14 protein-coding genes are annotated in these 14,871 nt (G+C 50.6%); all 14 read right to left on the reverse strand.

What is annotated here, in order from left to right; translation table 11 throughout:
• Nucleotides 1–7: 7 nt before the first annotated feature.
• The gene (locus tag WMO26_RS09945) at nucleotides 8–346 is read right to left on the reverse strand and encodes a hypothetical protein (RefSeq protein WP_349220059.1); all 339 of its coding nucleotides are present in this window, start codon (nucleotides 344–346) and stop codon (nucleotides 8–10) included.
• Nucleotides 319–822 carry a hypothetical protein gene (locus WMO26_RS09950; RefSeq protein WP_349220061.1) on the reverse strand — a complete coding sequence of 168 codons (504 nt, stop codon included), beginning with the start codon at nucleotides 820–822 and terminating at the stop codon, nucleotides 319–321. Before WMO26_RS09950 ends, WMO26_RS09945 begins: the two co-directional genes overlap by 28 nt.
• A 15-nt stretch (nucleotides 823–837) precedes the next feature.
• Entirely contained in the window at nucleotides 838–1,299 is a 462-nt protein-coding gene (locus WMO26_RS09955; RefSeq protein ID WP_349220062.1) for a hypothetical protein, read from the reverse strand.
• A 29-nt stretch (nucleotides 1,300–1,328) separates the two neighbouring features.
• Nucleotides 1,329–2,687, reverse strand: coding sequence for a DUF6094 domain-containing protein (locus WMO26_RS09960; protein ID WP_349220064.1), 1,359 nt, complete (start codon nucleotides 2,685–2,687; stop codon nucleotides 1,329–1,331).
• Entirely contained in the window at nucleotides 2,680–3,717 is a 1,038-nt protein-coding gene (locus WMO26_RS09965) for a radical SAM protein (protein WP_349220065.1), read from the reverse strand. Before WMO26_RS09965 ends, WMO26_RS09960 begins: the two co-directional genes overlap by 8 nt.
• A 51-nt stretch (nucleotides 3,718–3,768) precedes the next feature.
• Nucleotides 3,769–4,203, reverse strand: a complete 435-nt coding sequence (locus WMO26_RS09970) for a hypothetical protein (RefSeq protein WP_349220067.1) — start codon at nucleotides 4,201–4,203, stop codon at nucleotides 3,769–3,771.
• Nucleotides 4,200–4,412, reverse strand: a complete 213-nt coding sequence (locus WMO26_RS09975; RefSeq protein WP_349220068.1) for a hypothetical protein — start codon at nucleotides 4,410–4,412, stop codon at nucleotides 4,200–4,202. Before WMO26_RS09975 ends, WMO26_RS09970 begins: the two co-directional genes overlap by 4 nt.
• A 15-nt stretch (nucleotides 4,413–4,427) precedes the next feature.
• The gene (locus WMO26_RS09980) at nucleotides 4,428–5,165 is read right to left on the reverse strand and encodes a ThiF family adenylyltransferase (RefSeq protein ID WP_349220070.1); all 738 of its coding nucleotides are present in this window, start codon (nucleotides 5,163–5,165) and stop codon (nucleotides 4,428–4,430) included.
• Entirely contained in the window at nucleotides 5,137–6,405 is a 1,269-nt protein-coding gene (locus tag WMO26_RS09985; protein ID WP_349220072.1) for a hypothetical protein, read from the reverse strand. The genes WMO26_RS09980 and WMO26_RS09985 overlap by 29 nt, the downstream gene beginning before the upstream one ends.
• A gap of 476 nt (nucleotides 6,406–6,881) precedes the next feature.
• Nucleotides 6,882–8,273: a vWA domain-containing protein gene (locus WMO26_RS09990; RefSeq protein WP_349220074.1), complete on the reverse strand. Its 1,392-nt coding sequence runs from the start codon at nucleotides 8,271–8,273 to the stop codon at nucleotides 6,882–6,884.
• 254 nt (nucleotides 8,274–8,527) lie between these two features.
• On the reverse strand, nucleotides 8,528–8,974 hold the full coding sequence (locus tag WMO26_RS09995; RefSeq protein WP_349220076.1) for a single-stranded DNA-binding protein: 447 nt from the start codon (nucleotides 8,972–8,974) through the stop codon (nucleotides 8,528–8,530).
• 15 nt (nucleotides 8,975–8,989) lie between these two features.
• The gene (locus tag WMO26_RS10000; protein WP_349220078.1) at nucleotides 8,990–10,354 is read right to left on the reverse strand and encodes an AAA family ATPase; all 1,365 of its coding nucleotides are present in this window, start codon (nucleotides 10,352–10,354) and stop codon (nucleotides 8,990–8,992) included.
• A 27-nt stretch (nucleotides 10,355–10,381) separates the two neighbouring features.
• Nucleotides 10,382–11,554, reverse strand: coding sequence for a DNA polymerase III subunit beta family protein (locus WMO26_RS10005; protein ID WP_349220080.1), 1,173 nt, complete (start codon nucleotides 11,552–11,554; stop codon nucleotides 10,382–10,384).
• A gap of 78 nt (nucleotides 11,555–11,632) precedes the next feature.
• Nucleotides 11,633–14,470: a helicase-related protein gene (locus WMO26_RS10010; RefSeq protein WP_349220081.1), complete on the reverse strand. Its 2,838-nt coding sequence runs from the start codon at nucleotides 14,468–14,470 to the stop codon at nucleotides 11,633–11,635.
• Nucleotides 14,471–14,871: the final 401 nt, after the last annotated feature.

Consider the following 14,871-nt stretch of genomic DNA (forward strand, 5'->3'; position numbering starts at 1 on the left):
CTTCACCTCATAGATACGGCACGGGACGGCGCACAGGCATCGCCTCGCTTAATCGCAGCCGGAGGGCGTTGGTGATATGAAACCAAGCCGTCGCCTTTTCTAGGTGTTGCGAATACCAAAGACCGATCTCTTCCAGGTCTTCATAGGAAAAGGCGGAAAAGTCCAAATCTCCGGTCGTGACGGTTTCCCCTGAGAGAAGAGGTTTTAGAACATTGATCCAAAGGGCATATGCCCCGTCGGAAACAGCCTTCCGAACCGCTTGATCCCCGATCCAGATTTCGGATGGATCTTCTTCCGGCGCCTCATGCAGCTTTTGCATCAGGCGGGATACAGAGAGTTCCAGCATGGGTATTCCTCCTCCATCATCAGGCATGCCTGCCCTTCTTCCGATACGATTAAAACCCGTTTTTGGGACGCTGTGGTATGGACCGAAAGGATCCTTCCTTTGCCCTCCAATCGGTTGCTGTTGTTTTGCAGCCACAGGGACGGGGAGACATCGCCCCAATCCCCGCACTCATGATGCGTGGTTACGACCGCAATGTCGTATTGGGTCAATTGGGACTGGGCAAATCGAGTGATTTCCAAGCCTTCCATGGGTCTTGTGACGGAAAGAATCTTCTTGTTCGCCTGTCGAAGCAGCGCCACATTGCATCGTTCCTGTTTGCGCACGGCAGCCAAGAAGGATTGAAATTGCCGTTTGAGTTTTCCGCCGTCCTTTTGACGCTCCAAACTGTGCCGGAGGCGCTGCTGTATCCGGTTTGCCCTGTGGGTATGGTACAACAGCTGCGCTTCGATCCAAAAAGACCGTACCTTGTTTCTCATAGACACACCTCTTTCTCAAGCAGCCGCCTGCGCGTCCAATTTTTGGCATAACAAAGAAAGCTCCTGCAAGAAATCTTCTACAGAAGCGCATTTCTGTTGGAGCGCGGATAAAACCGGACCTTCTTCCAACAAAGCCAGAAGAATCTCTTTCTCCCGTTTCTCAAAAAGGGAAAGAGCGTCCTCCAGACGGAGGGACTGCAAAAGCCGGTCCATGGATTCCAGGTAGTCTTCGACCTGTTTTTCCAGTGGGATGGGCGCCATCTCTTCCCGAAGGCTTCGGTCCATTTTCCTCCACGCCAACTCCCGGAAGCTTCCGCTGTATCCTTGGGTCAGGTATTGCTGCACGGCTTCCAAATAGCCAAAGACGACGACGTCATAGTAGTCGTCGGGCGAGAGGTGGTTTGCCTCCAGGTATTCCAGCATAAGGCCATGATGTTCTGCTGCAAAGGACGTTTGTTCTGTGGTCAATCGTTTCATAATTCTTATCCTTTCTATTTGCAATGTCGTTAACTTAGAGATCGAAACCCATCTGGGGACAAGACATTGAAAACCAAACGGTTGGAAGTGATCTTTTGTACCTTTTGGCGGTCTTGATCCAGGTTCACCACGCTTGTCTTGGTTTCCTTTACAATCCGTCCCTTGATGACATGAGGGACTTCTCCTTCCACCAAGCCATTGATGGCTCCGCTGGCTCCAATCAGGCCAATCTGTGATACATTTAGCGGAAGCAGCGGCCGTTGTTCCCGGTATTCCAGCGCGTTTGATTGAAACAGCTTGTCTAGGCTTTGGGACTGCTGTAATTGCGCCGCCAACTCCGTGACATTAAAAACCTCTCCTCGAAATGAGGACACTTTTTGGGCGGTAGCAGGCAAAGCCAGGCTCTTCTCTCCCAATTGGTCAAGGGCGGGAATCTCTTCTGGATGAAGGGTCGATTCCAAAAGGCCGGATATCTCCATACACACTGTCCGCGGTCTTCGATAGCCGACTACAGCAATCTGGCGGAACCTTTCGAATTCCTTCCCCACAAATCGGTACAGCCGAAGATGTTCAAAATTCTCCATGAGCAGCCGGCAGATGTCTTCCGTAAAGCGATAATATGGGATGATGTAGACAAGCAAACCTCCCATCATCAACGTCCGGAAACTGTCGGCTAGGAAGGCTTTTTCCAGCCTCCGGATGCCGTGCTCCGATTGAACCGATAGATAGGGGGGATTCAAAAACAAGCAGTGGAACGCTTGCCGGCTGACGTGGGAAAAGAAGTAGCTGCCGAACCCTACCCGATTGAGACGGGCAAGGGCTTGCTGCGCACGCTCCTGGTCAATCTCGATTCCATAGGTAACGGCATTTTGCCCCGAAGCCAGATGCGCCAGGGCCTGTCCCGTACCACAGCATGGATCCAATAGATTGACGGTTTTTCCTTCTGGAAATGCGATCGCTTGTTTGATCCAGTCCACATGTGCCAAATCTGTGGGATAATGCCCCATTTTGACCCGGTTCATCAGCCTTCCGCAGGATGCAATTTGGGCTGGACACGGGAGAAGGCCAAGAAATTCCTTTAGCGCCTTGCATAGACGTTCGAAATTTGGTACGCCCAGATAGTCGTACCGTTTCAATGCGTCGTATAACCGGACTGCTGTCTGTACCAGCTTGGCGTCGTCGATTTCCTGAAGGGATCGGACGACTTTCGGAAACTCCTCCCACAGCCGTTTGACCAGCTCTTGCAGGGCGGCCAAAGCAGCCTGCCGTTTTTTCCCCTGCGCTTGAACCAATGCGTATTTCACTTTAGGAAGCTGCGAAGAAAGTTGCTTTAGTACCTCCTTGCTTGCTTCCAATTGCTCCATACAAAAGAATCTCGCTTCAGTCATCTCGATCCTCCGGAACAATTTGGCGCAGGATGATCTCGACGGTCCCCAGTTTTTTGCCGGAAGCCGTCTCGTAATGGAACCGTTTCCCTTCCAGGAAATCCAGGTCGTTTTCCTTAAACACCTCTTTTTCCCGGATGATGAGGTCGTCTGGAATATCCTCCGGCGCAGCATTCATGGGGATATGGTAGATGTTGCGCCCCATACTTTGCATGGCTCCAAATGCACGGGCTGCATTCTGGAAATACAGGGTTTGGGTATATGCTGTTTGATCTACAATTCCTGCATCGGCTTGATATCGCAGGGTATAGATGTTCCCCGTATGACAACTGCCGCAGACGAAGAGCCGCTGGGTAAGCAATCCAAACAAATCCGTTTGCTCCAAGTTTCCAATGGAATATTTTCTTTGCCGCTCATAACTCAAATCTGCGTCCAGCAATACATCCCCCAGGGCGTTTATGTATACGGTATCCGATACCTGGAGCCGGTCACCTGAACATCTGTAGCAGTAGAGGAATTCTTTCGGTGAAAACGTATGGTTGCCGAGGCCGTTGTGTTGCGCCCGTCCTTCCGCCACGATCTTATAGGGCTTTAAACGCCCCTTTTCCAGCGTTTTGGTGTAATATGGAAGGCTGCGGTACTCTTGCAATGCTTTTTGGTCGGCCTTCTCATGAAACTGGTCAATGGAAATGGACAATCCACATCGGTGCGGCTGCCGGCAATAGCCATACAATTCGTCAAGCGCATCAACAAATCCCGCATGGTACTGTTTGGCGTTGGTGGCGACAAAAAAATAGCCAATGGTACAGCCCCAGGCTTTTGCGCGTTCCACAAGGCTGTGAAGGATATCGCTTCTCATGGAGGGTTCTCCCCCGGTCAAAAGCAGGTGTTCCACATGGGATACCTGCGAGAATAACCGATCCAGCAGATCAATGCTTGCAGCAGCATTCTCAGGATCTCCACGCAAGCAATGAGCGCAGTACATGTTGCAGTTCCGTGTTACTTCGATTGCCAAATGGCCCAATTCGATCATAGCTTCCTCCTGTACATCAATCTTAAGGCAACAAAGCGCTGCCCTTTTTGTTCAGCCTATTGGCTCGATCTCCCGGGAGTGGATGCGGCGATGCACATGGCCGGGGTACAACTCGGTAAGCGCTTGCTTGATTTTCTCCAGCTCCGTGGGAAAGGAACGCTTGGCTCGGCCGGGCTGCTTGCAATCTTCCGGAATCAAAAGGAATACGGCAAGATACCCCTTGTCTTCTTCCACCACAACGTCGTATCGTGGACTGCCGGCCAAGACAAACCGTTTCCTTCCGTCTCCCGCGTCTTTCCAGTCTCCTACAAAATGAAATGTTCCATCCTTCTCCATCAGCTTCTGGGAACAAATGTAGAGGAACCGTTCCCAATTTTCCGATAGAACGAGGGCCTTGTCATAGGCTGCGTCCAAGTCAATATAGTAACCGTCGCAGGCAGCGAGAGCCTTTGCGCCCGGCGGCAGCCAGTATCCACGTCCCATCACGCCGCCCCTTTCTTCCGTTTCAGGAAAGGGAACATCTCGGACAGCAAATCCCCCCGGCGCACCTCGTAGGTGCATCGGGAGTGAACGGGGATATGGGAACCGTCGGAAAGCGCTTGGTCGATACGAACACTGGTATAGACTCCCACCTTTTGGCGGGAAAGCGCACGCACGTCTTTTTCATAGGATATTAAAAACAAGGTTTGTTCCATGGAAACCCTTCCTTTCTATTGTTCTGTTTTGGCTTTGCGCGTTTGGTTGACCACAGGCCGTATCCCGATCAAGGACGATGAGAAGGTCACCATCCGGGTATCGCATCGTCCCAGTGCCAACAGGTCGTACAAGAAGCAAACGACGGCTGTCGCCGCCATCAAATTTGCCGCAATGGTTTGCGGCGCTGAAACGGCCCGGTCGGCACAGGATAATTCCGATGGAAACCGGTCTTCCTCTTTGAGCAGTTCCGGATACACGGCGCAAGCCGGCTTATACATAGTCCTGCCGGATCTTCGGACTCCGCATACCACCTGCCCGGTGTTTTCTCCGTTTCCAGAGTCCAGGTAGATGACATCGTCCAACCTTTGAAACACACGATGGCACATCTGGCGGGTTTTGTTGTTATCCACACAACCCACCAACACGACGATTTGCTGCCATTCATCTTGCCTCAAAAGCGCTTGCAGTTTCTCATCCTGCTCTATGTACTGGGGGATATATTCGCACTCCATTCCAAAGGCGGCGGAATACCGTTTGGACAATACCGCGGCCTTGTTTTGTCCCAGATCCTGCAAGACAAAATTCTGCCTTAAGAGGTTCTTTTCTTCCACCTTGTCCCCGTCGCACAGGATCATCCGAATGGGGCGCTCCTGTGTGGAAGCCAGCCGGTAGAGATGGGGGATCAGCCAGCCGCCGGTCCCTCCAGCGCCAAGCACCACGATTTTAACCGGCGCAGTCTTTGACAGCTTCATCCTGGGTTCCTCCCATTTTTTTGTCCGGCAGAAAGGCGCGAACCGTCACGTTCTCCTCCCAAGCTTTTGGGTAAAGATGACCCGGTGTGGTTTCAAAGATCTCCTGGGGCTCAAGGGGGATAAATGTCCCGGAACAGCAGGCTCTCACCGAAATCTCCGGGAATACATGGTCTAAGCGGCCGACCACTCCATACAGCAGATCCCTTTTTTCATCCGCATCGTCTACTGGAGAAAATTTGGCCTCCATGTTGTGATGGGAGTGGATGTCCATTACCGGGACCAAATGAGGTGGATGGGGCTTTTTCTCCACCGTCTCTACGCCCATGGCATCCACCTTTTGCTTGGGAGCGTGCAGCACGTACCGCCTCTTTTCCCGATCGAAAAAAATCTTCACTAAGGCTTCTGCATGATGCCGCTGTGACACGTGGCGGAAAAAGCTGATGATGCTGTATAGCAGCTCCATGGGGATCTTGGGAAGCTCCAAACGGAACCCGGATTTTGCGGTGGGGAACTCCGGCAGAAATTCTGCCGGAGCCGTGAAGGTCCCCACGAAGGTTTTTCGGATCTGATAAAGTTTCCCGTCTCCCGATGGGAAGACGACAATGGGCTTGGGACAATCCTCCGCTTCCTGTTGGGAAGTGCAATACGCCTTATACTGGGGGATACGGGGCGGGATGGACCCTTTTTTCTGGGCGGTGATGTGAGGCTTGACGAGGCATTCCAGGCCTTGCTCTCCTTTTCTTTTCTGGATCATCTCCTGGAATTGCCTGGAACGCTCCATTTCCGCCTTGACGTCGTACACCCGGTCGGAACCGGGGTTTTGCACCATCTTGGTCATGGTACCGTAGGATACCGACCAAGAGACGTTTTTCCCTTCGCTCAGTTCAGGGAAATCCACCTGGTACAGCAGACGCAGCCCTTCAAAGGTGACATCCTTGTCGGTAATCGGATCGCGCGCTTTCCCATAGGAAAAAACGGCGTCCTTTTGGGTTGTTTTCTCCAACCGGCGCTGAAGGCGATCCTCTTCCGCACGCTTTAACGCTGCTGCATAGGGGTCTTCTTCCGGTTGGGAATCCGGTTTTGTTTCCTCTGCCAGTACGGTTTGAACCGGGGGATTCGGTTGCTTTGGCGCGGTTTCCTCTGAAGGGGAGGTGTCGAAGAGGCCGGCAATTCCCTGCTCTTCCACATCGTCCAAAAAGTCCTCCAGGAAGCTTTCGCCTGACAATTGGTTTTCTTTCATGGTGTTTCGTCCTTTCTGTGATTTTTCTATGAAAACAAAAAAAGACCGGCCTAGCAAAATGCTAAGCCGGCCAATCTTTGCCGTCACCGTATGGTTTTTTCCGATTTGCACAAACAAAAAAGGCCAGATGGCATACTCCGGCCTTTGTGCTTCCCTTTTTCCAATGCCCTCTTTGGGGCAATCCATTCTACCTAGTTACAGCTTCAGTATATCCGTCTCCACCTTTTTTGTCAAGGTGCCTTGCTATAAATAAGGATACGGTCTGTCTTATTTTATTGGAACAAACTGTACTAAAAATATTTTTTGAAAAAGGGCTCTAAAATTTGACAAATGGGATTCCCTTGTTATACTGAAAGTGTCCTTTCTTTACAGGGGCGCGGCTTGGGGGATTTTTAGAGCTGCGCCCCTTTTTTCATGGTCAAAAATGCGTAAACCGGGAATCCGACGAAAAGGATTCCCGGTTTTTCTTTGATCCCTTATAGATATCTAGGATTGTCTAACACCTGCATGGCAATCTCGTCTGTTGTGAGGTCTCTGGAATGATAAACAGTGTCACAGAAGGGAAGCAGATCAATCCCGCATTCCCGATCTGCGTCCAGTAAGATGCCTGTGACCGTTACGCGGTGGAGCTGCTTCTTTTCTGTAAATTTCTGTGTAAACGCTTCCGAAATCCTGCATTGCCCATCGGTGACAATGACAACATCTGCGTCCTCGTAGCCCTTGTCCAATAAGCTGATTGCTTCCCGCAATGGGGACTCAAAGTCGGTTCCACCATTAAAGAAGTGTTCCGCCGCCCTCATGGTATCCTGGGTCGAGTACCCCCTCGGTTCAAACCGGTCGGTTTTGATCTGATCCTTGCTTGAAAAATGGACCATGGCGTATTTGCGGTTCCCTTTTGCCGCTATATCAAGCAGCGCCAAGGCAACCGCCTTCGCCCAGCCGTGCAGCAAATGCATACTTTGGCTTTCATCTACCAACACAATCATGTCGCCGGCTCCTTTGACAACCGGCGTCCGTTTGCGGTACTGGAGAAGTTTTTCTTCCAGATACTTCTTCTGAAACAGGATCTGCGTCTCTTTCGTACTCAAAAGAGCCAATTCCGACGAAAGGCACTGTCCAATGTCCTTGCCGAGCGTAACGTCATATTTCTCGCCCAGGCCATAGGAAAAGGATGTCCTGCGTTTGTTCGCTAAAATCTGCCGGTACCTGCCCAATAACTTGGCAATTTCCATTAATGTGGCGTTTTGCTTTAGTTGGGAAAACAGCTCCTTATTCTCCTGCTTGTAGATCATTTTTCCTTCTCCATTGCCCCAGGCCGACAAAAGATAAAAAGTCTCCTGGGCGGATTCGGCTGCTTGTTGCAGCGGCTGCAAGATAAGATCCGCCATCCTGATGCACAATCTGTCCGCGCCTTGCGCTACCTTTTCGCGCAGATTTTGAAGCTGGCGTTGTTTTTCCTTGAGCCGATTCACAAGGCAAAGCAGACGGCGAAGAGAAAAAGGGCCGCCTTTACGTATTCCGTCCAATAGGAGAAACAATAGTTTCTGGGATTGCTGTTCCAACCGTTCCATAATGGATAGATCACCGATATCTATCTCATCTCCTTTTTCCCGCAAAGCCCGGAACAAAGCCGTGCAAAAGGCTTTGCAGGCGTGGTAACTTGGATACTCCCGGTCCTGGCACCACTGTGTTTTTACCTGGTCAAAGGAAGGATCCCGCAGCAGCGATTGGATCACCGGGCGGTGAAAGGCTTCCACTCGGTCCTGTCGTGGGCCCTCTGTAAAGGATACGCCGGTAGAAAAGAAGGCCACAAAGACATCCAAAGCCAATTCCTCGATAAGCGGCCAGATGTTTTTATGATCACTCAAGAAGGCTTGAAACTCCTGGTCGTCGTTCAGGAACTGATGGAATACTATCCTTTGCAGTTTTGTGGACCGCAACACCTGTGTTTGTGTCCTTGGATTGCCGCGTCCAGAGCTTATGTAATCATGCAGCCACTGGGACGCCGTATTGGCTTCAAAAATGGGTTGTTTTCGTTCCCGTCGCATGGTTATCCCCCTTGTTATTGTGGTGGGCCGGTGAAATTCACCGGCCCACTTTTCTGTATTATTTGGAATTGCAGTTAAAACGGCAGATCGTCGTCATCGTCGAAGTCTACATCGATCCCGCCGCCAAACGGGTCAAAGGAAGGAGGCGGCGCGGCTTTCCCAGAGTCGGCCGACTTTGGCCGTGTGGAGGATCCGTCCTCTTTTTTACTCTCACCAAAATAGATGTGTTCTACCACAATTTCAACGGATTGTCTTTTGTTGCCCTCTTTATCCTCATAACTTCCGGATTGCAGCCGGCCGTCCAAGGTCATCAAAGAACCTTTCCGAAAATAGGTTGCTGCAAATTCCGCTGTGCTTCTCCAGGCCACTGCGGAGAAGAAATCCGTAGGGTATTCTCCGTCTTTGTTCCTAAAATCCCGGTTGCAGGCGATACGGAAACGCGCCACGGAAATATCGTTTTGCGTCTTTCTCAGTTCGGGATCCGCTACCAATCTGCCGGTAATTAAAATTCGATTCAACATATTGCTTCCTCCTTGTTATGCAGTCTGTAATATCTTTAGTTCTTCAAACGGGACATAGGTAAAGTTGCTCTGCCCATACGCTTTTTGGCTCAGATTTTCTAACGTATCGATTAATCCATGGATTGCCGTCTGTGCGGATGAATCGTCGGGGAGGCTATCCTTCAAAGCCACCGCCTGGTCATAACAGCCCAGAAGATTCTTCCGCAGCTGCACCAAGGCTTTGTTCTGGTCGGATTCGCTTTGAAAGGCATCGAAATACCCATAGGCTTGTGACAGAATCTCCCGGATCTGATCCCCCATGGGGTCTTCGGTCACATCCCGAATGACCTTTTCTACAACCGGGATCTCTTTCGGCTGGTTCCACAGGCAATGGATTAAAATCCCCATGTCTTCCGGCAACACCTGATCCCGGCCTTGCAGCCATGCCTCGGCCTTGACCAACTCACTGTAATTAAAATAGGTCCGGTCGGACACATGGATTTCCTTTTTACGCAGTTCACACAGGATATTGTCCCACAACTCATTGATGCTTTGTGGAAGGGTGATTTGCCTCACCTCATCCTGCATAAACACAAGCTCCTGCATGGTAATGGCTCCATCAAAGGGCTCTTGAGGGGATATGTCCTGTTTCCTTTGCAAAATCTCCATCCGTTTTGCTTTGCTCTGAACGTAACGGGTATGTACCTTTAAATCGAACCGGTCATACAACGGCTTTAAAATCCGCTCTTCCGGATGATTGAAATTGGGGATTTCGTTGGAGGCGGAAAAGAAACTGACAACTGGAATGGACACCACAACCCCTTCGTTGACATACTGGCGCTCATTGAGTGCCAGCAACAGGGAATTTAAAAGGCCATCGTTTGCTTTGAACAGCTCGTCCAAAAAGCAAATATGGGATTCCGGGATCTTCCCGGTGGTAATGTACTCCGGACGCCCGCCGTACCATTCGCTGAGGCATTTGCGCAAAATCTCCATTTTCTGCTGCGTTTGGGCAGCGGCCTTCAAAGCGGTCAGGTCGTTGGGACTTTGACGGCAGCATGCCAGCTGCCCTTCCAACTGTTCTTTGAGTTGGGCATAGCCTGGATCCCGATCCAAAACCCGTTGGGACACGTTGCCCGGGATCACGCTGGACAGATCCAACCGGCCGAACAGCTGCTCCTGGTCGGTCTGTTTGCTCATTACCGTCAGGAACATCTTAGCGTCTCGGATCTGCCTGCAAAACAGGCTAACGGCATGGGACTTGGACTGGCCGGTATCTCCTAAAACAAACAGGTTCTTCCTCGTTAGAAGCGCGAGAGCAACGGCGTGTACCAGCTCCTCCCGTTCCGCCTCTTGGCTGTTTACATACTCCATAATACGCATCATCTTATCGCGTAACATTGGCTTTCACCCTTTCTTGGTTTTGATTTAGGCGGCGTCGGGTTCATCCTTTGCCTTCCTTTTCCCTTGCTTTGCGATCCTCTTTTCCGGCGTTTGCTTCTTTGCAGGGCGGCGAGGGGATACGGCGCAAAGGCTCTGGTTGGCCTTCAGAACCAAAAATCCCATTTCGTCGAAGACGAGTTCCAGGGGGCCGGAAGCCCTCTGCAAAAAATCTTGAAGCATACGGGGGATGTAGCAGAAACCGTCCTGAGAAGTCGGTTTTGCCTTCTCCGCATGTACTTTTGCCTGTGTCAAACCCAATCCCGATTCCGCAGTGACAAAGACTGTGTTTTCTCGTACCGCTAAGTTTACACACGGATCGTCGTTTGCTTTGAAGCTGTTGGCAATCACATGGAAGGCGGCGTAAAACTCTTTTGCATCCACACATGCGTAATATTGAGGTTTGATATTGGAGAGAACCGCCTTAGCTTGAATAGGAGACGTCATCCCATCCAGCAGCAATGTGGCAAATACCACATCCCGATTGAAAAACACAGCGTATCGATTGACGATCCCCACATACAAAGCATCATTCTTCGCAGCGACCAAAAGCAAGGTCTGAACGGCCTTGTTGTGTAGTACCATGTGCAGATCCCCATCGGAACAATGGGGCGAATAGGCAATTGCCATCCGGTATCCGTCTGCGGCACTTGCCCGGGATGCCTTCTTCTGTAAGTCTATGGAGATTCCCTGTAGGGCGGGCTGGGTATCCTGGCAGGAGGACGCATAGAGGACGCGGCGCAGCAGATTGTGGATCCCTGTGATGGAAACCGTCTCTTCCGGAAAGGGGACGTCGAATTTTGGAAATGCATCCGGCGACATGGACACAACCGCATAGGTAGCAGATCCGCAAGAGATCCAGACTTCTTTCCCAAACTGTTTGAGGGAAACCATTTCTCCCTCCAATCGCGCCAACATTTCCACAAACAGCTTGGCTTTGAGGACAATACCGCCTCCCTCTTCGATATGTACCTCTTCTCCTTGCAGCCGTTTGTGGATGAAGGTACGGATATCGGTCCCAGTCAGTTGCAGTTCTCCGGTGTCTTCATTTGCTTCGATTAATATTCCGCTGATCTCTGGGATGTCCCGGTTCACCACAGCGGCCGTTGCTACGATCTTCGCAGCTCGGTGAAGCAGTTCTCGGTTTGCCTGTACAATCATGATGTTGTACCTCCTGGAATTTTAAATTTTCGAATGATGAAATTGTCTTGATGGACCAAAAAGGCGGCCTCACTACTCTCAAGAAGCCTTGGCGATCAGGTCAAATAGGGTCATCTGGCCTGCCTGATCCTGCGCTTGGATGTTCTTTTGGAAGGGCGTTACACGGCGTGGGACGGATTTCAGTTGTGTTTCTGGGTGATGAAGCGCCATACGTTTAAATGTGTTTGACAATTCTTCTACATTGTCTTTGATACCGTGGGCCAATTCCATGGCCATCTCCGCCATGAGATCGTGGCTTTCCGACAACGCAGCCAAACCTTCTTCGGAGATGTTCCCTTCGATGACGGTGGCGGCCGCCAATTTGTTGGCCATGAGTTTGAGCGCCTTGGCCTGCATGGTGTCCCGATAGCACAACAGGTATACTTCAACCCTCGGCGCCGTCTGATTAATCCGCCAGGAGCGGCGCGACGCTTGGCGCAGAATATATAGGTTGTAGGAGACGTTGTAGAAGATCAAGGTGGTAAAGGCATTGAGGTCGAGCCCTGTTTCGACTAACGCAGGATTTGTGATCAATACGTCAATGCCGTCTTGAACTTGCTTGTCAACCCACGCCTCCCGATTCCGGGCCGGCACTCTCTTGTCCAGGATACCGGCCCGATATCCTTTCTTCGTGAGAAGCTTTTGCAGTTTCCTCTGGGTATCCAGCCGGGTCCAGGCGGTGTAGACTATCACCCGTTCTCCGGCATGTACTTTCTTCTCCACCAACTCTAAGACCTTTTCATCCTTGGGTTCCAAGTCGTCGGGGCATCCGGTATCTTCGGGGACGACGATAGGATCACTGATACCAGGACAATAGATCGGCGTGTGACCATAGGGTTGATCCGGATAGGCGGACAAGAGATTGAGATACGCACTTAAAATACGGTTGTTTTTCCCATATTCATTTTGGATGTATGCCTTAAGCTCTTTCTCCAGCCGCTTGTATTCCTGTTCGACTTCCTTTCGCATGGAAAATGGAACGGGAATCTCCTCGTATTCCGGTAGTTCTTTCCCCATATCGGATAAAGACAGGAACACACAGTTTTCCAAAAGGAATTTAGAATAAATCAACGGGGAAACGCCCGGAAGAAATCGTTCCTGTGTTTGGCTTTTACGCACTTTAGATGCTACATTAAAATCCAAATCCAGATGGAAGACCTTTTCGACCACGCCATACTGCCGGCAGAAATCCGTTGGCTTATCAAACCTTTGTCTGTCGTCCAGCATCAAAGCAGGCTTTAAGCGAAACAAAAGGTAAAAAATCCCCTTGCTGTAACCGTTGATCAAAGTGGCGGTCATCCCAACCACTTTATCGGCAATACCGGCTAGTTCCGCCATGGATTGACCCTGCGCGCTTTCCCCAGAATACTGGTGCAGTTCATCGCAGATCAACGTATCGATCCGCCCTAAACGCCGTTTGATATAGGCGGATAAAGGGAATCTTCGGTATGCTCCTTTCGACGGATAGACCGCCGAAGGATTTTCCACAATCCTCTCAATCTCTCTGGAAATGGACTTGTCCTTGCATGATTTAAAATTGCGGGAAGCAAAACGCCGGCTGACAAATCCATATCCGCCAATATGAACCCATTCCAATTTTTGCTGGATGTCTGGATTCAAAGCGCTCCACAACGGCATGCCGCATGCCTGACAAGTATGGTTCTTGCAGTTTTCCATGCGAAAGAATAGGGAATCGGCAGGAACCGTATAGCTGGTATCTTCCACGAGAGGCATTTCCTGTATGCACCCACAATGAGGGCAGGGATACCCTTTTTTGGCTTCACTCCATCGGACGGCAGGATAACGCATGGGACCATTTCGTGCATCCTCTTTGGAGAGTATCAGGAAAACATGCTTCTCCTTTTGTTGATATGCGTCAAAAAGCCGGTCCACATCCGATAGATCGGATACTATAGCGGCGATGCTGTGCGGGACGGTTTCTCTAATTTCCCGCGCCCATTTTTGGGTCAGATGGGATGGGCACAATACCACATGAAGAGATTTGGATTTTCCTCTGTCTTTCCAGTAGGCATACACAGCGGCAGAACCAATCTTGCTCTTGCCCGTGCCGCATTCTGCGACAAGCAAAGCCAGCCGATCCCGATCCAGTTGCCTCTTTAACCCTTCGGCAGCGGCTAACTGGGCGTCAAATAACGAATAACCGGCATGACCGATCACATGCCGGTTTGCCTCCTTTAGAAAGGGGCAGACAGGCTCTTGTCCCGGATGATACAAAGGAGAAAAACTGCGTTCAATGCGACCGGCCACCTGTTTGCCAAACCTCTTCAGATATGCAGAAAAGGTGCTGATTTTTTCAAAAGCATGGTCATTGCCTGCTTTCGGAATCCGAATTGCGCCGGTTTGCAGCCCTTGCTCCAAGATCTCCACCAGCTCTTTTTTATCGTGGCTGACTGTTAAACGCCATGCACAAAAAGATCGATGGATAGAACGGACGGTCAAAGGCTCCAGAATTCCCTTTTGCACGAGACAATGGATCAAGTATTTGCTGAATTCCGGCAGCAAAGGAACCGACAGCTTTTGATCCAATTCCCAAAACAACCGGTCCTCTTTCTCAGAATACAAGTAGAGATTCCGAGCCGGCGCTATGGGTTGGGTTTCTTCTTGCTCTTCTACTTCGATGGAATGGACGGGATCGTCTGCCAAGAAAAAAACGCCTTCCGCGTATGTCCCATCGTGGGAAACGGAACGCACCGCGTTTCGCCCTCCTTTGCACTGCAAAAAGAGCGTTTCATTTTCCGACAGCTTCATCTCCAGAGTGCAGCCTGACAGCAAAGCGGCCATAACGGCTTGTACCGTTTCCGGATATCCACCAATCCTTATAGCAACCAATTCCTGGTTTTGGCCGAACACGACCATGTCGCTATACCCGGAAAGGTGGATCCCTTTTGCCTCGTCCTTGCAGGCTACTTGGTAAAGTGGGGGTGCTTTCATTGTTCTTCGTCCTTTCTATAATTTTTCTATGAAAACAAAAAAGACCGGCCTAGCAAAATGCTAAGCCGGCCAATCTTTGCCGTCACCGTATGGTTTTTTCCGATTTGCACAAACAAAAAAGGCCGGATGGCATACTCCGGCCTTTGTGCTTCCCTTTTTCCAATGCCCTCTTTGGGGCAATCCATTCTACCTAGTTACAGCTTCAGTATATCCGTCTCCACCTTTTTTGTCAAGATTCTACTAAGCAATCCGTTTCCCATTGTCACACACTATATTTTGGGAGGCATGATTGCATGGAATACGACAGCCGGTCTTGATATGCCTGC

The sequence above is a fragment of the Solibaculum intestinale genome (assembly GCF_040096205.1).
Lineage (GTDB): Bacteria > Bacillota > Clostridia > Oscillospirales > Acutalibacteraceae > Solibaculum_A > Solibaculum_A intestinale.